Annotated in this window: 24 protein-coding genes and 1 riboswitch; of the genes, 3 read left to right on the top strand and 21 right to left on the bottom strand. The window is 47.6% G+C overall.

Annotation, left to right across the window (positions count from 1 at the left end; all coding sequences use genetic code 11):
- Positions 1-99 precede the first annotated feature (99 nt).
- Positions 100-984 carry a LysR family transcriptional regulator gene (locus tag CPZ25_RS06245; protein WP_058694014.1) on the top strand — a complete coding sequence of 295 codons (885 nt, stop codon included), beginning with the start codon at positions 100-102 and terminating at the stop codon, positions 982-984.
- Between the two features lie 60 nt (positions 985-1,044).
- Here CPZ25_RS06245 and CPZ25_RS06250 read toward each other — a convergent pair whose 3' ends face one another.
- The 14 genes from CPZ25_RS06250 to CPZ25_RS06315 form a co-directional block, all read right to left on the bottom strand.
- Complete coding sequence (locus CPZ25_RS06250) at positions 1,045-1,815, bottom strand: formate/nitrite transporter family protein (protein WP_074617149.1); 771 nt, start codon at positions 1,813-1,815, stop codon at positions 1,045-1,047.
- 94 nt (positions 1,816-1,909) lie between these two features.
- Positions 1,910-3,316 (bottom strand): trimethylamine methyltransferase family protein, encoded by a 1,407-nt coding sequence (locus CPZ25_RS06255; RefSeq protein WP_096920009.1) that lies wholly within the window; start codon positions 3,314-3,316, stop codon positions 1,910-1,912.
- 23 nt (positions 3,317-3,339) lie between these two features.
- Complete coding sequence (locus CPZ25_RS06260) at positions 3,340-4,614, bottom strand: MFS transporter (protein WP_096920008.1); 1,275 nt, start codon at positions 4,612-4,614, stop codon at positions 3,340-3,342.
- 48 nt (positions 4,615-4,662) lie between these two features.
- Entirely contained in the window at positions 4,663-5,967 is a 1,305-nt protein-coding gene (locus tag CPZ25_RS06265) for an MFS transporter (RefSeq protein ID WP_096920007.1), read from the bottom strand.
- 76 nt (positions 5,968-6,043) lie between these two features.
- A complete protein-coding gene (locus CPZ25_RS06270) occupies positions 6,044-6,226 on the bottom strand; it encodes a hypothetical protein (protein ID WP_207670846.1) in 183 nt (60 codons plus the stop codon).
- Entirely contained in the window at positions 6,213-6,377 is a 165-nt protein-coding gene (locus tag CPZ25_RS06275; protein WP_120785070.1) for a trimethylamine methyltransferase family protein, read from the bottom strand. Before CPZ25_RS06275 ends, CPZ25_RS06270 begins: the two co-directional genes overlap by 14 nt.
- A 221-nt stretch (positions 6,378-6,598) precedes the next feature.
- Positions 6,599-7,300 (bottom strand): GntR family transcriptional regulator, encoded by a 702-nt coding sequence (locus tag CPZ25_RS06280; protein ID WP_096920006.1) that lies wholly within the window; start codon positions 7,298-7,300, stop codon positions 6,599-6,601.
- The gene (locus CPZ25_RS06285; RefSeq protein ID WP_058694007.1) at positions 7,297-8,013 is read right to left on the bottom strand and encodes a GntR family transcriptional regulator; all 717 of its coding nucleotides are present in this window, start codon (positions 8,011-8,013) and stop codon (positions 7,297-7,299) included. The genes CPZ25_RS06280 and CPZ25_RS06285 overlap by 4 nt, the downstream gene beginning before the upstream one ends.
- Positions 7,986-8,630 carry a cobalamin B12-binding domain-containing protein gene (locus CPZ25_RS06290; RefSeq protein WP_038351724.1) on the bottom strand — a complete coding sequence of 215 codons (645 nt, stop codon included), beginning with the start codon at positions 8,628-8,630 and terminating at the stop codon, positions 7,986-7,988. Before CPZ25_RS06290 ends, CPZ25_RS06285 begins: the two co-directional genes overlap by 28 nt.
- Before the next feature lie 146 nt (positions 8,631-8,776).
- The gene (locus tag CPZ25_RS06295) at positions 8,777-9,610 is read right to left on the bottom strand and encodes an energy-coupling factor ABC transporter ATP-binding protein (RefSeq protein ID WP_074617152.1); all 834 of its coding nucleotides are present in this window, start codon (positions 9,608-9,610) and stop codon (positions 8,777-8,779) included.
- Between the two features lie 10 nt (positions 9,611-9,620).
- Positions 9,621-10,508, bottom strand: coding sequence for a cobalt ECF transporter T component CbiQ (gene cbiQ, locus CPZ25_RS06300; protein WP_096920005.1), 888 nt, complete (start codon positions 10,506-10,508; stop codon positions 9,621-9,623).
- Between the two features lie 79 nt (positions 10,509-10,587).
- Positions 10,588-10,908, bottom strand: a complete 321-nt coding sequence (locus CPZ25_RS06305) for an energy-coupling factor ABC transporter substrate-binding protein (RefSeq protein ID WP_013381137.1) — start codon at positions 10,906-10,908, stop codon at positions 10,588-10,590.
- A gap of 1 nt (position 10,909) precedes the next feature.
- Positions 10,910-11,662, bottom strand: coding sequence for an energy-coupling factor ABC transporter permease (locus tag CPZ25_RS06310; protein WP_013381138.1), 753 nt, complete (start codon positions 11,660-11,662; stop codon positions 10,910-10,912).
- A gap of 149 nt (positions 11,663-11,811) precedes the next feature.
- A riboswitch (cobalamin riboswitch) is annotated at positions 11,812-11,935 on the bottom strand.
- A 147-nt stretch (positions 11,936-12,082) separates the two neighbouring features.
- Positions 12,083-12,793 carry a TetR/AcrR family transcriptional regulator gene (locus CPZ25_RS06315; RefSeq protein WP_096920004.1) on the bottom strand — a complete coding sequence of 237 codons (711 nt, stop codon included), beginning with the start codon at positions 12,791-12,793 and terminating at the stop codon, positions 12,083-12,085.
- Positions 12,794-12,955: 162 nt separating this feature from the next.
- Between CPZ25_RS06315 and CPZ25_RS06320 the strand changes: the two genes are divergently transcribed.
- Positions 12,956-14,113: a uroporphyrinogen decarboxylase/cobalamine-independent methonine synthase family protein gene (locus CPZ25_RS06320; RefSeq protein WP_096920003.1), complete on the top strand. Its 1,158-nt coding sequence runs from the start codon at positions 12,956-12,958 to the stop codon at positions 14,111-14,113.
- A gap of 8 nt (positions 14,114-14,121) precedes the next feature.
- Positions 14,122-14,256, top strand: a complete 135-nt coding sequence (locus tag CPZ25_RS20960; RefSeq protein ID WP_263422122.1) for a hypothetical protein — start codon at positions 14,122-14,124, stop codon at positions 14,254-14,256.
- A gap of 60 nt (positions 14,257-14,316) precedes the next feature.
- Here the strand turns inward: CPZ25_RS20960 and gloA are convergent, their stop codons facing one another.
- The 7 genes from gloA to CPZ25_RS06355 are packed head-to-tail and all read right to left on the bottom strand — an operon-like array spanning position 14,317 to position 18,963.
- Entirely contained in the window at positions 14,317-14,703 is a 387-nt protein-coding gene (gene gloA / locus CPZ25_RS06325) for a lactoylglutathione lyase (protein ID WP_058694003.1), read from the bottom strand.
- 14 nt (positions 14,704-14,717) lie between these two features.
- The gene (gene recO, locus CPZ25_RS06330; RefSeq protein WP_096920002.1) at positions 14,718-15,464 is read right to left on the bottom strand and encodes a DNA repair protein RecO; all 747 of its coding nucleotides are present in this window, start codon (positions 15,462-15,464) and stop codon (positions 14,718-14,720) included.
- Between the two features lie 3 nt (positions 15,465-15,467).
- Entirely contained in the window at positions 15,468-16,376 is a 909-nt protein-coding gene (gene era / locus CPZ25_RS06335; protein WP_074617155.1) for a GTPase Era, read from the bottom strand.
- Between the two features lie 22 nt (positions 16,377-16,398).
- Complete coding sequence (locus CPZ25_RS06340; protein WP_058694000.1) at positions 16,399-16,776, bottom strand: diacylglycerol kinase family protein; 378 nt, start codon at positions 16,774-16,776, stop codon at positions 16,399-16,401.
- A gap of 28 nt (positions 16,777-16,804) precedes the next feature.
- A complete protein-coding gene (gene ybeY, locus CPZ25_RS06345; protein WP_243129351.1) occupies positions 16,805-17,275 on the bottom strand; it encodes an rRNA maturation RNase YbeY in 471 nt (156 codons plus the stop codon).
- A 39-nt stretch (positions 17,276-17,314) separates the two neighbouring features.
- Positions 17,315-18,316, bottom strand: coding sequence for a PhoH family protein (locus CPZ25_RS06350; RefSeq protein WP_083337077.1), 1,002 nt, complete (start codon positions 18,314-18,316; stop codon positions 17,315-17,317).
- Between the two features lie 17 nt (positions 18,317-18,333).
- Positions 18,334-18,963, bottom strand: coding sequence for a histidine phosphatase family protein (locus tag CPZ25_RS06355; protein WP_058693998.1), 630 nt, complete (start codon positions 18,961-18,963; stop codon positions 18,334-18,336).
- Positions 18,964-19,063 lie beyond the last annotated feature (100 nt).

A 19,063-nucleotide genomic window follows, 5' to 3' on the forward strand; every position in this document is an offset into this window, starting at 1 on the left:
CAAATCACATTGAAAGTGAATTCAAAAAATGTTATTATTAATTAAGAGTACCAATTAATAAGCAAAGAAAAGTTTTATTGATAAATCAAGGAGGCCCCTATGAACAGCACACAGCTTGAATGCTTTATGCAGGTCGCAGAAAACCTGAACTTCGCCCGGGCAGCGGAAGCCCTGCACATCACACAACCTTCAGTTACCCACCAGATACACACTCTGGAGGCAGAGCTAAACGTGAAGCTTTTTCACCGTACCACACGTTCCGTATCCTTAACGCAGGCTGGACTAAGTTTTTTTTCCGACGCCAAAAATATCCTGTCCCTTATGAAAATCTCAAAAATGCGGCTTCACGATGACAGCGCAGATAAGCTCTCCTTTTTTGCCATGGGGTTCCACAGCAGAATGGAACTCGCTTTTCTTCCAGGTATTATTAAGGAAATGAAAAGACAGGTTCCCCTGCTGCACCCTATTATCAAAATGGTTCCCTTTCACGCCCTCGCTAATCTTCTGGCCGATGAGACCATTGACGTCATGTTCGAATTTAAAAACGAAAAGACCGATAAACTCCGCCTCAGCTATATCGAGCTCATCAAAGCGCCCATTGCCTGTGTCCTGCCAAAGGACCATCCTCTCGCAGGACAGCCATCTGTATCTCAGGACGAGCTTAAAGAGCTCAGCATTGTGCTCTGCCAGCCGCCAGTGCCGGTTTTTTCTGATATTTCGACTTTTCAGCAGAAAGAGGCGTCCAATTTCTCGCCAGCAAATTCCTACTTTTCTGAAAATATTGACGAGGCCTGTACCTTGGTAAAGGCCGGTCTGGGCTTCTCCCTTCTGCCCGATCTGCCGCCAAGCCGCGATCCTGAGCTGGCCTACATTCCCTATGCCCCAGAAGGCAACGTTTCCTATGGTCTGTATTATAAGGGAAAGAAAAAAGACCCTATGCTCAAACTTTTTATTGAGCTCACAAAGGCCAGCTTTTCCTTATAACAGCAAAAACACCTGAGCACTATACTCAGGTGTTTTTGAACGAGGGAGATAAATGGCAAACTATGCTGTTTCTTTCTTTTTAGAAATGAGATAATACGGAATCGCCACAAAGAGAATACCGCCAACCATATTGCCAAGGGTTACGACGATCAAATTATACACGTAGCCACCGATACTGACCGCTGCTTCCATGGGCGCAAGCAGGGAGATTGTCAGCAGTGTCATATTCGCGATGCTATGCTCAAAACCTGTCGTGATAAAGGCAAAAAGGCACCAGAAAATCATAATAAGCTTTCCGCTTTCCGATTTGCATTTGAAGCCGCACCACACAGCCAGACAAACCAGAACATTACACAGAACGCCTCTCAAGAACAGGGGTACAAGTGAAAGACCCATCTTGGCCGCTGCCGACGCTGCAATAAACTCACCGACCGGTCCGGCTGCAAAACCGGCTCCCCAGAAAATAAGGGCCAGCAGCACAGAGCCTGCCAGATTGCCAAGCCAGCAGATTCCCCACAGTTTCAAGGTATCCGCCATGGTGACCGATTTTGTCATAAGCCCTGCTGCCATGACCATATTGTTTCCTGTAAAAAGCTCTGCCCCGGCGATAACCACCAGACTCAAGGCAACGCCAAAGGCTGTTCCCATGACAATCTTGGCATAGGGCTCTCCGCTCAGCAGTCCGCCGATGGTAAAACTTAATAAAACACCAAACCCAATGAAAGCACCGGCCAGCATGGCTGCCACAAAATAGCCCAGGGGGTTCTTTTTCAGCAGCCCGGTTTTGTCCGCAGCTGCTTTCTGCACACTTATAAACGCTTCCAAAAACATCTGTTAACCTCCTAACTCTGTTGTGAAAATTATAACAAGGCTAAAAAAGAAGCGCCGTGACCATTGTCACAGCGCAAAGCTGTTTTGTTGCTTTTTAACGGTATTTTTCGGGCAGCAAGTCTTCCAAAATGCTTCTTTGCTCCTTGTTAAAGTCTGGCTTAACGTATTCTTCCAAGCGTTTCTTCCAAACCTCTGTCGCCAGCGATTCTGCCGACGGACAGCCTGCCTGTATCCAGCTGTTATGGTTATCCCGGATCGAAAGCTTCGGCATGATAAAATCAGTACGATAGGACTTTTGTGTCCGCTCAAAATGCTGGCCGGAGGGGCCGGTCTTTTTGATGGAATCAAACATCACAGTCTTTTCATTAACCTCGTAGCCCTGCTTCAGATGCTCCAGTGATTCAATCTTTTCTTCGTCTAAAATATATTTTTCATAGCCGATGGAATTAAAAGAGTCCAGCGTACCGCAGGCGTGCACAAGGCAGTCTGTATCCAGCGCATAAGCCGAAAACAGGTTCATAAAGGTTTCTGCACCTGCCTGATAGTCCATGAGCTTAGAGTCTGTATTGCCCGCACCGGTATGCAGCGGCACATTATAATAACGGGCCATCCGCGCTGAGGTCGCCGCACTCCACAGGCTCTCAATACCACCGTAGGCCGCTCCAGAGGACAGACGCATATCAGCAGAATCAAATTTTCCGCAATAGACGACCGGGGTGCCCGGCCGCACAATCTGCGACAGCACAATGGATGCCAGGATCATAGCATTGCCTAAGATAAAGGTGCCTGCCATTGACTGCGGCGCAGTAATACCGAGGGTCTGCCCACTGCAGATAATCAACGCCTGCCCGCTGCGTGAGTAGGTAATCAACGCCTCTGCCATTGAGGTTGAAAGGCGCATCGGCCCCATTGTGTCAATCAGGCCAGCGGCGATGATCCTGTCACCCAGATGGTCTACACCATAAAAGCGGCGCATCATCTCAAGGTTTTCTTCTGCCACCTCTTTGCCTTCGACCAGTCCCATCATCGGTTTGGTACAGTACTCAAGCGCCACACCAAGGCGGTACCGCTCTCTGATATCTGGCGGAATGTAGGATACATCAATAACATTTGGATTTGATACATCCATTATTTTACTGGTTTCATGGAGCTTGTGAAAGTTAACCAGATGCTCATGACTTGCTTTTTCATAGCTGCCTTCTTTTAAAACATAAATGGGCCCGTAGGCAGGAACATTTTTGGTTTTTCCATCACCCACTGTGATCTTATCACCGTCACGTCCATACCAGTCAAAGGACTGCGGTACAGATGCAAGAGCCTCATCAACCATTTTTTTGTCGATGTAGACAACGTCATTTTCAACCTTCGCGCCATAATTCCTAAAAATCTCAATGGCCTCCTCACAGTGAAAAACCACGCCGACCTCTGATAAAATCCTCAGGCTCTCCTCATGAATCCTTTCAATCTCCTGGTCTGTTCCTATCGAATAGTTTAGCTTCATTCTCTTGTCTCCTCGTTGTTAAATTAGTTTTTCTTTCTCTTTTTTTGTTCTTCCTCTGCCAGCAGCCGAATACGTCCTCTGTTTCGCTTCATAAAGATTACAAGGGCGGCAACAGCCATAACGCCAAAGCCCACCTGCATCAGCATTACATACCGGTAAGCCATACCCGACGGATAGGTGTCCAGTAGCTTTCCGATCACTGGCGGTAAAAAGGCATCGGACGCATAAGCGACGGTGGAGATAAGCCCGATGGCAGTTCCCGAGAACTTCATCGGAATATCTGCTTCATTCAGCGGCGCATAGAGCTGTCCCCTGACTGCACCCGTCAATATGATCTCAATAATAAATACAATGATAAACAGATACAGGCTCGCACCGCCGCCTGGTATATAGCCAATCACCAGCGCGCAGATAATCAGCAGACTGATCAGCCACAGCATTGATTTACTCGCGCCCATCCGGTCGCCGAAGAAGCCAGAGGCCAAAGCCCCAACAGGCTTAAAATAGGCTGTCAGCATGCCGATAAAGGCCATTGATGATACAGAAGCCCCAAAATTCAGATTGGCAATGGAGCTGCCGTAGGACCCGATGGTGCTCCCAATCGTATAGCCTCCCAGCGCAATGATGGCAATGAGCCAGATATCGGCATTTTTAAGGCAGCGGAGGATAATTTTCCAGGGCTTCTCATCGTTAATATTCTCATCGTTTTCCAGATCGTCTGTGAAGACAAACCAGGATGCCACGGCCAGAAATATCAAAATGCTGCCATATAAAAATATAACAAAGCGCAGCCCCATGGATAGCGATACAAAGTGTGTGAACATCCAAGCCGCAAAGGTTCCGACAAGCATCTCGAAAAACGAAGCTCCTGCTTCTCGTCCCCCATATGCTTTGCTTTCACTGCCTACATTTCGTCCAAACTGTCTTGTCGCTTTAATCAAAGCGGCCCAAAAGGTGAGTGTTGTAGTGATACCCAGCAGCGCATATATCAAAATCGCTACATTGTAGGGCGGAAAGGTGCCAAACCAGAGGTTTAGCAGACCTGTTCCCAGAAAAGAAATTGTCAGAAGTTTTCGCGGTGAAAATTTATCAGCCACAATGCCACCCAGAAAATATGTCAGAGTCGCTACCCATGCATAACAGCTGAATAAAACACCGAACTGCTCATTCGTCATCGTGAAAGCTTCTAGAAAAGCATTGTAATAACTGCTCCGCATATAAACCACATAGTAGATCGCGTTTCCGCCGGAGCACAATACTATAAACTGCAAAACACTTCTGATCCTTTGCCTTTTCATGATTAACTCCCTTTACGTGTAATCCATTGGTTTTTCTAACACATGGATTCAAGCCTGGGTGCTTTTTTGTTTGGATTCTTTGCGAAGGACCTTAGCCTCTCTCTCCTCAACTAAAATCTCTTTAATATTGTTTTTATTGCGGTATCTGAAAATCAGACACAGTACAACAGACAGCAGACCAAACCCTGCCAGGATCAGCATAGTGTACCGGTAAGCAGTCACTGAGTCATAGGTATCCAGAAAACGGCCGATTACTGGTGGCAAAAAAGCATCTGACGCGTAAATAATGGTGGCCATAAAGCCGAAGGCTGTCCCAGACAAAGACATTGGCACCCGCGCTTCCTTAATAGTCGCATATTTCTGGCTTCTGAAAGCACCTGTACACACAATCTCGACTGCGAAAAGGACTAAAAACAGCCAAATATATTCTGGACCGGTGGGAAGGAAAGCAAAAACAATGGCAAAACCTGTGAGGATAATGCTTAGAATTAACAGCACCGCACTCGGTCCAAATTTATCACCGAACCAGCCGGCGCCCAGCCCGCCAAAAGGTTTGAAATAAGCGGTCATGACCCCAACATACCCCATAACTGCAACAGTGGCGCCATAGTTTGAGCCGACAATATCACCACAGTATGAGCCCAGGGTGCTCCCGATGGCGTAGGCTCCGGCGCCCATCAGGGCACATATCCAGATGTCTACATTTTTCAGGCATTGCAGCAGCAGCTTAAAGGGGCTTTCCTCACTGATAACTGCCTCGTCACCGGTGCCGTTGTCAAAGACAAACAGGGAGATGATCGCCAGAAGAATTAAAATGCCGCCATACATGAAGATGACAAAGCGGAGCCCTGCCGACATAACGGCAAATTTCGTAAACAGGAAAACCGCCAGTGTCCCGAAAATGACTTCAAAAATCGCTTTACCGGCTTCCAGCCCGCCAAAGGCCTTACTCTCACTGCCCACACTCTGGCCAAACTGTCTTGTGGCCTTCAGCAAAGCTGCCCAGAAGGTCAGCGTTGTGGTAACACCCATCAGCGCATAGATTAGCAGCGCTGTCTCGTATTTAGGAAAGGTGCCAAACCAGATATTGAGCAGGCCGGTTCCCGCAAAGGATATAACCATCAACACCTTTGTAGAAACCTTATCAGCCACGATCCCCCCCAGGAAATAGGTAGCGACAGCGACCCAGGCATAGCAGCTGAACAAAACGCCGAACTGCTCATTTGTCATTGTGAAAGCTTCCAGAAAAGCTTCGTAAAAGCTGCTTCGCATAAAAATAACATAAAAAATTGCATTTCCTCCGGCGCAGAGCACAATAAACTGAAGGATGCTTTTCAACTTAGAATTTTTCATTTTTTACTCCTTTTTGTTTAGTAAAACAGTGCTTACCAGGCGGCCGGGGTAATCCGGCCGCCCGAAAAGTCCAACATTAACGGTATTCTTCAGGGATGAGCGTATCAAGAATTTTCGCCTGCTCCCCAGACAGCTCAGGCATTGTATATTCCTCCAGCCGCCGCTGCCATTCCTTTGTCGCCAACGACTCAGCAGATGGGCAGCCTGCCTGCATCCAATCAAACATAATCGTCGAGTCATTAATCTCATAGCTTTCCATCAGATGCTTCAGTCCTGGCCCCGTGCTTCCTGAAAATATCAAAGGCCGCTTCACACCGAAAGGACACGCCCACCTCCGACAAGATCTTCAGGCTTGTCTCGTGAATACACTGTACCTCTTTGTCTGTTCCAATTGAATAATTTAATTTCATGATTCTCCCCTAAATTTTAATCATCAATCAATTTAATTTGCCAAGATATTATAAATATCATGTTATACTCAATTGCTATAAAAAAATAAGCCTCTTAGAAAACCATCTCCTCTCCGTTTAAATATATATAACATGTTATACTCAATTGAATTACTCTAACGGTAATTTCTGAGATAAGATTAACACCTTTTGTATGCGTTGTCAAGAAAATTTATAAATTTTTACGAAATCTGAAAATCTATATCATCACAGCTGGCAAAGCTCACGGAAATGCCCGCAAAGCGGTTTTGTTTTGTGTAGTACTCGATAAGGATGCGAAACATGCTGTCCTCAGCTTCCAGATAGAGTTTATCCTTTACCGGTCCACAGTGGTTATCGACAGACAGATAAAATTTTTTATTAATGTCATAATTGTTAATAACGCTGATACCGTCACTGATCCAGCGTTCCTCGTTATAGGAATGGATGTTAAGCCACGGGTTGTGCAGGATAAAAATCAGCTCATACATAACAGGCAGCTGTCCAAAATAGTGTATACGGGCGATCTTAATACACCTGGCGCGCCGGTTTGGCCGCACCTTGGTGTACTGCTTCATCTCCTCGAGATCGACCGAATCGACCGAGAGAACCTTTACGTCTGTCGGCTCATGTTTCATGGAGGTTCGCTGGTTATAGCGCAGAGCGTAAACCTCATTCTTAATTTCATTTACAAAATTACCAATTCTCGGCTTGGAATGGACATAGCCGTTTTGACGCAGCAGCTCAATACTCCTGCGGACTGTTATATTGCTCACGTTATAGATCTCGCACAGCTCACTGAAGGAGGGCAGCTTTTCCCCGGGTTGAAACGTTTTGTCCAGAATTTTATCTTTCAAATCCTCATAAACAACCTGATAGGTCGTAAACAGTTGTTCATTGCTCATACGCTAAAAACTCCTTTAATACAGCTTTCATTCGCGTTCAGGTACAGGCGGTCAAGGCCGGTGGGGGTTCCCCGGTCGTCATAAATTTTGCGCTCCACTAAGAGAAGCGAATCGGTATTTTTGCTGTCAATGCCCATTTTTTCTTTCAGCCACGTCTCTGGAATAATGCCGTTAATGACAATCTCCTCCCTGAAATCTGTCTGAGAGTCCTTGATCATATCCTTCAGGCCTGTGTAGGTCAAATCCTTCTCATCAATGGGCAGACCTCTGAAATAAGGGATAAAACGCCTGTCGTACCCAATAATCGCCTCGTTCTTAAAAATGTGCCAGTCCATAAAGACGATCTTGCTCTCCCTTGAAACCTTGAGCTCGTAAACCAGATCGATATCTGGCTTGATCATTTTAGCTTTGATCAGCTCTACCCGGTCATATCCGCCGTTAAGAATGCTGTTGATGTCCATATCAATCCGATACAGATCAGTGGATACACCCTTTACAAAAGAGCCCTTCCCTGCCTTCGTGTAGATATATCCCTCGTTCTCCAGCAGGTTAAGCGTGTTTCGGATGGTCAGCCGGCTTGCGCCATACTTCTCACCCAGTTTTTTCTCTGATGGGAGCATCTCATTCTGGGCATAGATTCCACCCAGTATTTTTAAACGGATATCGTCAGCAATCTGCTGATATTTTACCGATTGGCTCTTTCTTCCATCCATCGTTGACACAGCTTTACACCATCCAAAATATTATTTGCGTAACCATCGGCCCCGCAGCACCGGACAATCTCATCATCAATGAAGCTGCCCCCGAGAATAATCTTTAAATTCTGCCTCAGCCCCTCGCCTGTAATAACGTCGATGGTCCGCTTAATGTAGTCCACAGCGCTGGTCAAGACTACGCTGATTCCCAGAATATCCGGCTGATACTTGATGATATTTTTTATAAAAATATCAGAGGAGACATCTACACCCAGGTCGATGACCTTGAAGCCTGAGATAATCGCCCCGCTTTTAAAAATCGACTTTCCAATATCATGAATATCTGACTCTATGGTCCCCAAGAGAATCAGGCCAGAGCTGTTGGTCTGTTCGATCTGATCATAAAGATGCATCTCTTTGGAGTTAATGATCTGCTCATAGAGAATGCCGGACATCATCAGGTCTGAGAGCGTCGCCTCCCCTGTCTCAAAGCCTTTCCCGATTTCGCCGAGCGCAAAATTGACTGCCTCGATAATTTCGTAGGGCTTTATGCCGCTCCGCAGTGCCCGTTTAGTCAATTTATTGACGAGCTCCTCGTCAAGCTCTACAAAAGCAGTAATTAATTGTTCAATCATTTCCGCCTCACTGGTATTGTAATCTCCTTTAGTATAACATAGCATACTCATAAAAAACAACCACATCAGGCCAAATTGGTGACAAAAAAGAACCAGCATGTTCGGCGCTGGTTCTTCTGTAAATTTTCGTTTTTAGCTGCTGTATGTCAGGTCTCAAGCAGACGCTTAAAGGCCGCCACATCCTTCGGATAAGACCGATCATCCGGAAGCATTCCCTTTTTTACCATGGCGTTATAAATCTCCAGCATCATGGGCTTTTTCAGATTGGCCCTTTTCAGGATATCCTCATCGTCAAAAATTTCAACTGGCGGAGCGTCGGCAATGATCTGCCCATCGCAGAAAACAAGGGCGCGCTCCGCCCAGCGGTAAGCGAAGTCGACGTCGTGGGTGGAGATCAGCATGGTTTTTTCTTGGGCGGCCAGCTTCTCAAGTACCTCCTCCAGCATTTCCGCATTTAATGGATCCAAAGCCGCGGTAGGCTCATCAAAAACAATGACCTCGGAGTGCATGGCAATAATATCAGCAATGGTGATTCGCTTTTTTTCACCGCCACTCAGATAATGGGGCGGCCGGTCCTTAAAATCCGTAATGTTCATGTACTCTAACGCCTCATCGACCCGGCGGACCACCTCGTCTCTGGGAAGCTTAAGGTTCATGGGACCAAAGGAAACCTCTCCCATGACTGTTGACGCGATGATTTGATTATCCGCATCCTGAAAAACAATCCCGATAGATTTTCTCAGGGTATTCAGGTCCTTTTTATCCCGGGTCAGCTTCTGGCCTTTAAAATAAATTTCGCCGCTGTCCGGCGTAAGCACACCGTTGAGGTTCAGGAAAAAGGTTGACTTTCCAGCTCCGTTGGAGCCGATAACCGCAATGCGTTCCCCCTTGCCAATGGTAACGTCAATGCCCCGAAGCGCCTGCTTGTCCCCGGTATATGCGTACTTAAGATTTTTTATTTCAATGATTGTTTCTTTCATGTTGCCTCTCCTAGAATTTTAAAATCCAGACAGCTGTAAGCAGCAGTACGACCAGTCCCGCAGCCATTACCTGCTCCCTGCGCAGGGGCTTCTCAGCCTCTAGAAACAGAAGGTCGCCATCATAGCACCGGGCTTCCATCGCGTCATAGTACTGGCTTGCGCGCTTCATGGAAACCACAAAAAGATTACTCATGGAGTGACCGAAAGAATAAACCGCTGTCTTAAAATCACAGTAGCCCAGCCGGGACTCCGCCGAGTTTTTCATTTTGGCCTGCGTGTCCATCAGAATAAAAATATACCGGTAAATCATATTCATCAGCTCAATGACAAGCTTGGGGACATGCACTCGGCGCAAAACTCCAAAGACCTCAGTGGACGGTGTGGACAGAGACATCATATACATGGCACTGACTGCGCCAAAGGCTTTGCCCCACAGATACAGCGTCGTCATAAGGCTGTCATGGGATATATAAATATAAAAGAAATGGCAGTTGAGGGCCCAAAGTCCCAGAGGCTCCTTTGAAAAATTAAAGAGGATGGCAATGCTCCCAAGGATGAGAAACGCCACTGGCACCCTTAAAAAGCTCAGGTAATCCCTAAAGTATACGCCGCCCATGACCACCGTAATATAAGCTGTGATCAAAATAACCAGAACTGACACATAGAGGTTATTGGCGATGACACAGATGAGCAGAAGCAACAGGGAAAACCCTACTTTAAAGCCAGGATTCCAGCCGTTGATCTTTGAATTATAGGCAAGTACATCAATGGAAAAAACCGCCCCGCCGTGGGAATGTCCATGGTGTCCGCCATGTCTGTGGGCGCACTCCCGGTGGCGAAACCAGTATACCAGGCCACACACACACAGAATCGCAAGCGCTGCTAAAAATACTTTCACGAACAAGCTCCTTTACATTAAGGATTTTTTACTTTAAATCATAAAAAAGGGGCAGGTTTCCCTACCCCCGGAAATGTGATTACAGCTCTGAATCTTCTTTCCCGAGCTTTTTGCGTTCAACCAGCCGGCCCATAAAGAAAGCCAGAATGCCAACGCCAATACCGGTCTGGAGACAGAAGATCAGTGATTCAACCTCACCTGGCAGTTCACCGTTGATCAACGTTTCAAGCACTGGCGTAAACCATGGCTCATATTCGCCGCCCTGAATTTCTTCGATCATGGTACTTCCCGCATCATCGGAGCCGCCAAACTCTGCGCCCTGAAGGGCAAAGAGCGGAACGACTACCAAAAGCGCGACGATTACCAGCAGAACAATAACTAATTTTTTATTTTTGCTCATCTTACGCTTCCTCCGCTGCTAAAAATCCAATTGATTTTAACTCTGGGCTCGCATAGGTTTCCAGAGCAATGACGATAATAACCGTTAAAATCCCCTCGATGATGGCCAGCGGCAGCTGTGTAGGAGCAAAGACGCCCAAAAACTTAACCGCTGAAGCCGCTACGCCGCCCGTTTCTGACGGATAGGCAAAGGCCAGCTGAATACTGGTGACACAGTAGGTAAACAGATCGCCGATACAGGCTGCCAAAAATACCCCGATTTTGCGGTTTACCTTCATTTTCTGACAAAGCTTATAGATTCCGAAGGACACAAAGGGACCTGCAATCGCCATGGAGAAAGTATTGGCGCCAAGGGTGGTTAAACCGCCGTGGGCCAGAAGGATCGCCTGGAATAAGAGTACAATAATACCCAGAATACTGACCGCGCTTGGGCCAAATAAAATGGCGCCCAGGCCTGTACCGGTCATGTGCGAGCAGCTGCCCGTAACGGATGGAATTTTCAAAGAAGAGATCACGAAGATAAATGCGCCCGCCATCGCAAGTAGGGTAATCGCCCTTCTGTTGCCTGTCAGAGTCTTTTTAATGGAGAAAAAGCCGGCTGCCAGAAAAGGTATACATAAAACACCCCACATAATGCAGTAGCCAACCGGTAAATAGCCTTCCATGATGTGCATCGCGTTTGCCGCGGGCACGATACCGAAGACCAGCGCCCATGCCCCAAGCATGGTCACAACTTGTTTTTGTCTCTTTGTCATTTTCTACCTCCTCAAACTTGTTCCCAACGTACTTTGCCATAAAAAAATCGCTCATCAAAAAAGATAAGCGATGAAAGTACGAAATGGGTGTGCCAAAGATACACACAGCCTCGTCCTTACATTCAGTTATCTCTCGTAACCAAATGCAGCTTAAAATCCTATGGTCAGCAATCTGACTTGACTTTCGTCTTACAGCGGCGGGACCGTTTGGGATTTTCACCCAATTGTGCTCAAACCATCGTGAGGCCGATGGACAACCACAGGACAATAATAACAATGCCGAATTTACATTTATTATATGCTTGAAAACTTGTTTTGTCAATACCTCTGTTGCATCTATTTAAAATCTACCAGAGCCCCTTATACCTGTACCCCTTATGGGTATACTTTGATTCAGCTAACTTTATTACACATTTCTTACTAGAGACGCCTGCCCGCCTGTACTGACAAGCTGATCTCAAAAGTCGGGGTAATCTCAAAGATAAAACGACTGACAACCTGTCTTGACGCTTCGATATTTTCACGGATATAGCCCGCATCGGTAAAGAGAAAGCTGTAATAATCAAAGAAAAACCAGTCAACAGCGTCCTGAAGCTCCAGATCAATCTGCTTTTCGAGCACATCCCTGAACACCTGAATTTCCATTCCAACCGTCAGCGATTTCAGATACTCGAAATATCTGCGTTCCTTCAGCTTTGGGTTAATGCCTGTATAGGCCTCACTCTCAAGCTCCAGGCTAAAGAAATAATCCCGCAGATCAAGCATGCTTCTCGCGAACAGCGGCAGTTTTGAGACCTCTGCATAAAACCGCATGACGGCGTCGTCTGTAAACAACGCCTTAAAATAAGCCCGATAGCCGATCATATCCAATAGCAGCCCCCGCGGCAGGCTTCCCAGCGCATCTTTCTTCTCGTCCACGCAGAAAACAACATCGTTGCAGAAATCCTTATAGATCTGAACAGCCAGGTTCTCCTTCGCCCCGAAATAATAGTTTAAAAGTCCCTGTTTTGTCCTGGCATCGGTGATGATATCCTTGACCGTTGTCTTATCATAGCCCTTCTGATAAAAAATCTTTTTGGCGCTCTGGTAAAGGCTTTCCTTTGTCTCGAGACCGTTTTTATAGTTAGCCATGGCTCCTCCACGTTTTTTATTATATTATAGCATCCACCGTAAAAAAAATAAAGAAACAAATTTTGAACGTTGACAAAATTTTAAAAAAGGTGTATATTGAACGTATTCAAAATATGTGCACATTTTGTCTAAATCTGTAAAAATAAGGGAGAACAAAACAAAATGGAAAATGTTCAGGCAAAGCTGGATAATTTTATGCGCGGTGTTCGCGGCGAAAAAATGGACTATGTCCCCATTATGATGGACTTTGAGCCCACCTATATCTGTGAGTATACAAAACAGGACTGCATTCGTTCCTTCTGGGATTACGACGGCTTTATCGCAGGCTATGACCAGGTCATGAAGGACTTTGACATCGATCTGACCCAAAGTGTGGTTTTTCTGCCGCCGCAGAAAAATGCCCTGCTGGGCTCAAAGGTGTGGGTTCAGAACCGCGTCAACGGCTATATGCAGCATCCGGAGGTCACCTCACTGCTTCCGGAGGAATACCCCGAGCTCATCGAGGATCCTATCCACTGCATCGCATCCCGCGTGCTGCCCCGCATGTATACCGAGCTGGGGCGTGAAGCCCCCTACAGCACAATGGCCTTTGCCAAGGCACTGCTTTATGAAAAGAATCAGGTTCACCACTTCTATGACCAGATTTTTGAAAAAACCATGGAAAATAATGCGCTGCTCTACTACGGCACTATGTTCTACGCCCCCTTCGACCTTCTGGCAGACCATCTGCGGGGCATCACCCAAATTTCCATGGATCTGCGGCGCAGAAAGGACGATGTCGAAGCCGCCTGCGACGCGCTGTTAAACGTTATGGCCCGCTATGTGGAAACCACCAACATGGCAGATGAAAGCGGCTTCCCACTGGCCTGCACTTGGTCTCACCTGCCGCCGATGATCAATCAGAAGCAGTTTGAGCGTTTTTATTGGCCTACCTTCAAAAAGTTGTGTGAAATGCTAACTGATAAGGGCGTCACCCTTTATGTCAACTTCCAGGGTGACTACCGCGACGGCCGTTTCTTCGACTTTTATCAGGATCTGCCAAAGGATAAAATCGTCATCGCTGTGGAATACCAGGATTTTGAGCAGGCGACTGCCACCCTCGGCCGGGACCACATGCTCAGCTGCTCCTATCCGCTGAACTACTTTTCGGATTACTCTACTGAGGAGTGTGTTGACAAAGCCCGCGAGCTGATGGATATCGGCATGAAAAACGGCCGTTTTTACTTTGGGCTGAACAAATCCGCCCTGGATTTTCATGATGCTGACCCGGATAAACTGAAGGCTGTATTGAATTTCGTCCGTGAATACGGACAGTATTGAGGTGAAACATGAAAGATCAATTAACACAGTTAGACAGAGAAATTGTTGAGAGCTATCCTGAAGCATACCGCTCCATGATCGAAAGTAATCTTGAAGTTACCGAAACCGAGCTGGAGATGTTTATACTCAGCCTGATCATGTAAAGCGGCGAGCTGCAATAAAAAAGCCCCCGGCAACCGGGGGCTTTTTTCTGTGCTCTTCGCTTATTTCAGGCGGATAATCTCAATTTTATACCCGTCTGGGTCCTTGATGAAATAGTAGCTTTTAACGCCGTTGTCCAGGCCGCTGAGGTCGGTAACGTCGTAGCCCTTGGCCTTGTGTTCTTCATGGCTGGCTTCTAGGTCTTCGACCTCCACTGCCAAATGGCCGTAGCCATCGCCGATGACATAAGGCTTTTCGGGGTCGTAGTTATAGGTCAGCTCCAGAGTGAAATCAGTCTGGCCGTCGCCCAGATATACCAGGGTAAACTTGCCTTCCGGCTTGTCCTTTCTGCGGACTTCCTTAAAGCCCAGCGCATCCTCATAGAATGCCAGTGATTTTTCAAGATCCATTACACGGATCATGGTATGTGCCATACGGTATTTTCCCATAATGTTGTTCCTCCTTATAAATTTAAGTCCCGATAGAAGTCATAGGTTTTGAGGTTTTTCGCCAGCTGGTAAGAAATATAGTGGTTCATCATATCCATGATACGCCGTACCAGCGTTTTGTCAAACACCCGCTGTCTTATCGCCTTAATGGGGGTGACGAGGAGATAAACCATCTCCGTAATCACCTCCGGGGTAAGACGGTAGCTATAGCCTTCTGTCCGATAACAATTTTCGCATAAAACGCCGTTATTTTCAATACTGAAATACGTTAAATGTTCACTGCTGCCGCAAAGCGCGCAGGTGTCAAAAACCGGCCGTATGCCGTGCACCTCTGTCAGCTTTAGCTGAAGGGCGGCGACCAGCGCCTCGTTGCTCTGGCTCTTATCCTCCGAAATGTAAAACAGAATAAAATTCACCAGCCGCAGTACGGCCTTATTCCCCTGATAGTAATCGTAAAAAGCGTCCAGCAGCTCCAAAACGTAGGAAGCCAGCGACATCTTTATCAGATCGTTGCGCAGCGGATAAAAGGACTGTATGAGGCTGGCCTGATTGATATTGGCAAAATTTTTGCCGGGATAGTAGACAAACTCGCTGTAGGCAAAGAGCTGGGTCGCTGCCACCAGCGGGCTGCGGTTCCGCCTTACCCCCTTGGCGATGGCCTTAACCTTTCCCTCTTCCTCGGTAAAAAGGGTAAGAATCTTGTCCTGCTCCTGAAAGGGCTGCTCGCGGATCACAATGCCTTTCGTCTTTACCAGTGCCATAGGCTACTCGGTATATCCCAGATCCTTAAGGTCGTAGGTTTTCTCGCGCCAGTCTGCCCTTACCTTGACCCAGAGCTGAAGGTTGACCGGGGTTTTTAAAAAGAATTCAATATCCTTTCGGGCGTAGGTTCCGATTTTTTTGAGCATGGAGCCCTGCTTTCCGATCAGAATCCCCTTGTGGGTTTTGCGCTCACAGAAAATGGTAGCGTCGATGTCGACAATGTTCTTATCCTCACGCGCCTTCATTTTTGTGACTTCAACCGCCACACCGTGGGGGACCTCATCCTTGAGCAGATGCAGAACCTTTTCGCGGATCAGCTCGCCCACAATAAAGCGCTCGGACTGATCCACCACCATATCCGGCGGAAAGTACATGGGACCTGGCTCCAGATGCTTTTTAATGGCCGCCAGAAGCTCCTGTACCCCGTCGCCATTCCAGGCCGAGACAGGAATAATGCTGTCCAGGAAGGTATAGTCCTGATAGGCCGCAATGGTCTTAAGCAGTTCTTCCTTGGGCACGGTGTCGATCTTGTTAATGATCAGGATCACCGGTGTCCGGCTGCCCGCGAGCTTATCCAGAATGTACTGGTCTCCCGGGCCGATTCTATCCTCAGGCTCCACCAAAAAGAGCACCACGTCCACGTCGGAGATGGTGTCCTCAGCGGACTTGAGCATAAAATCCCCAAGCTTGTTCTTGGGCTTGTGCATGCCCGGTGTGTCGATAAAAACCATCTGGCTGTCCGCGTCAGTGTGGATACAGCGGATGGCGTTTCTCGTGGTCTGAGGCTTGTTAGCCGTGATCACCAGCTTCTCGCCCATGATGCTGTTAAGCAGCGTGGACTTGCCCACGTTGGGTCGGCCGATAATGCTGATAAAACCTGATTTAAATGGTTGTTCTGTATTTTTATGCATAAATTTTCCTTTTACTTTTGTTTTACTTAAAGATAAGAGGTGCGATCATAGCCCAGATCTTTGGCAGAAAAATGATCAGCCCCACCACCACAGATACGATGGCCATGAGCAGTACAGCGCCGGCGGCCGTATCTTTGGAGACTTTGGCCAGGTGGTGGTATTCCTCTGTGTAGAGGTCCACCAGCGTCTCGACCGCAGTGTTGACTACCTCTAGAATAAGCACAAAGCCGATCACAATGACAATGGCCAGCCACTCGGCCTCCGATATTTTGAAAAAGAAGCCAGCCAGTATGGCGAACAGGCCAATGACACTGTGTATCTTCATATTGGGCTGCGTTTTTAATACATATTTAATACCCTCAAATGCGTATCCAAAACTGCTTGTTAAACGTCGGCGCATTTTTCTCTCCCCCTTAACTGAAAAACGGTCAGTCGTCGCCCATAATGGCTTTTTCGCGGGCGCGCATCACTCTTTTTTCGTCCTCTTCCATGTGGTCATAGCCCAACAGGTGCAGCACGCTGTGCACACTCAGGTAGCATATCTCACGCTCCAAACTGTGCCCATACTCCTTTGCCTGCTCTGCCGCCCGTGTCGTTGAGATGACGATGTCCCCCAGCATGACCGGTATCCCCATCTCATAGGTGATCATATCCTCATCTTCCGGGAACTCCAGCATGGGGAAAGACAACACATCGGTTTCCTTGTCGATGCCCCGGTACTCAGCGTTAAGCTCCTTAATTTCCTCAGGCACGACCAGCGAAAAGCTGATCTCACAGGGCACCAGAACATTCTCCTGCTGAAGTGTGATTAAAATGTATTCCTCAACCTTTTCGTAGACCGCCGCGTCAAGCTCGACCTCGCTCCGGTTGTCAATTTCCAAATTAAGTTCTAATGGCAATTTGTTCTCTCCTCCTTCTTCATTAACGCCCTGATGGTTTTAGTCTGGCTTTTCAGCCAGCTCAAGCGCGAGCTTTTTTTCCCTCGCCTTGTCATTCCGGTCATAGGCCTCAATAATGCGCTGAACCAGGCGGTGGCGCACCACATCGTCCTGTGAAAACTCGATAAAGGCAATGTCCTGAATGCCGCGCAGAATCCTACGGACCTCCTTAAGGCCGGAACGCTTGCCCCCGGGCAGGTCGATCTGGGTAATATCCCCGGTCACCACGATTTTAGAGCCCTGGCCAAAGCGGGTCAGGAACATTTTCATCTGCTCTGGCGTGGTGTTCTGGGCTTCATCCAGTATAATATAGGCATTCTCGAGCGTCCGCCCACGCATGTAGGCCAGCGGAGCCACCTCGATGAGCCCCTTTTCCATATTCTTTTCAAAGGCCTCGGCCCCCATGATTTCAAACAGCGCATCGTACAGCGGCCGCAGATAAGGGTCGACCTTATCCTGCAGATCGCCTGGCAGAAAGCCCAGCTTTTCACCGGCTTCCACCGCCGGGCGAGTCAGAATCAGACGATCCACCTCGCCATTTTTAAAAGCAGTGATGGCCATTGCCATGGCCAGATAGGTTTTGCCCGTGCCGGCCGGCCCTATGCCAAAAACAATGTCGTTATGGCGGATGGCATCAATATAACGCTTCTGGCCCAGGGTTTTGCTGCGGATGGGCTTGCCCCGCATGGTGTAGCAGATGATATCATCGTTCAGGGCGCTGTATTCTTTCTCCAGCCCCTTGGACTGGAGCGTGAGGATATACTCGGTATTATCCTTTGTAATGCCGCCCTGACCCGCGATGGTGCGGATCATTTCCTCGACAACCCTTACGGCAGCCTCCACCCGCCTGCTCTCGCCGCGGATTTTGAGCGCGCCGCCGCGCACCATGACATCGACCTTTAAGCGCTCCTCAATGAGCTTGATATTTTCGTCATATTTGCCGAAAACCTTTGACATCGTCTCTGGCGATTCAATCATAATGTCCTTTGTGATTTCTTCCAAATGAACCTCCTGATATTTTACGGATTTAGTTTAATACTGTCATAATCGGGCGTGTAAAGCGCCTCCAGCATACCAAAGCCCTCTGGGCAGTCCACCACGGTAATGCTGCCAAGCTTGATATTAAAATGCCATTTCGACTGAAGGGGCAGATCCAGCAGGTTGACCAGCAGACTGTGCACTGTGCCGCCGTGGGCTACGATGAGCACATTCTTATGGGCGTGGACCGCGGCGTGCTCGGCTAAAAAGGCACTCATGCGGTTGTGGTAATCGGTATAGTTCTCGCCCCCGGGCAGGGTGACGTGGTTGTAGTCATCCATCCAGGTATCCCACATTTTTTTGTCCAGAGCCATGGCCTCGTCGGCGGTCAGCCCGTCAAAAATACCAAAGTTAAATTCCTTGAGACGGTCGTCTGGCGTAAAGGGCCTGTCCAGGCGCTCTGCCACTGCTTCTCCAATTTTATACGCCCTCGAAATGGGGCTCACATAAATTTCATCAAAAGGAATTTTTTTGTTCAGAGCAACCAGCTCATCCACCAGCATTTCCTTCATCCGTACCCCAAAAGCCGTATAATCGGATTCGGTATGGCCATTGAGGCGGTGTTCGGCGTTGCCAAAGGTTTCTACATGTCTTACTAAAATATATTTCATTCTTCACCTGACGTGTACATAATTATTTATATCCATTATATACGATTTTACAAAATAGTAAAAGGCAGGAACCGGGAATTTTAAAATTTTACCAGCCTCC

Source organism: Eubacterium maltosivorans (assembly GCF_002441855.2).
GTDB lineage: Bacteria > Bacillota > Clostridia > Eubacteriales > Eubacteriaceae > Eubacterium > Eubacterium maltosivorans.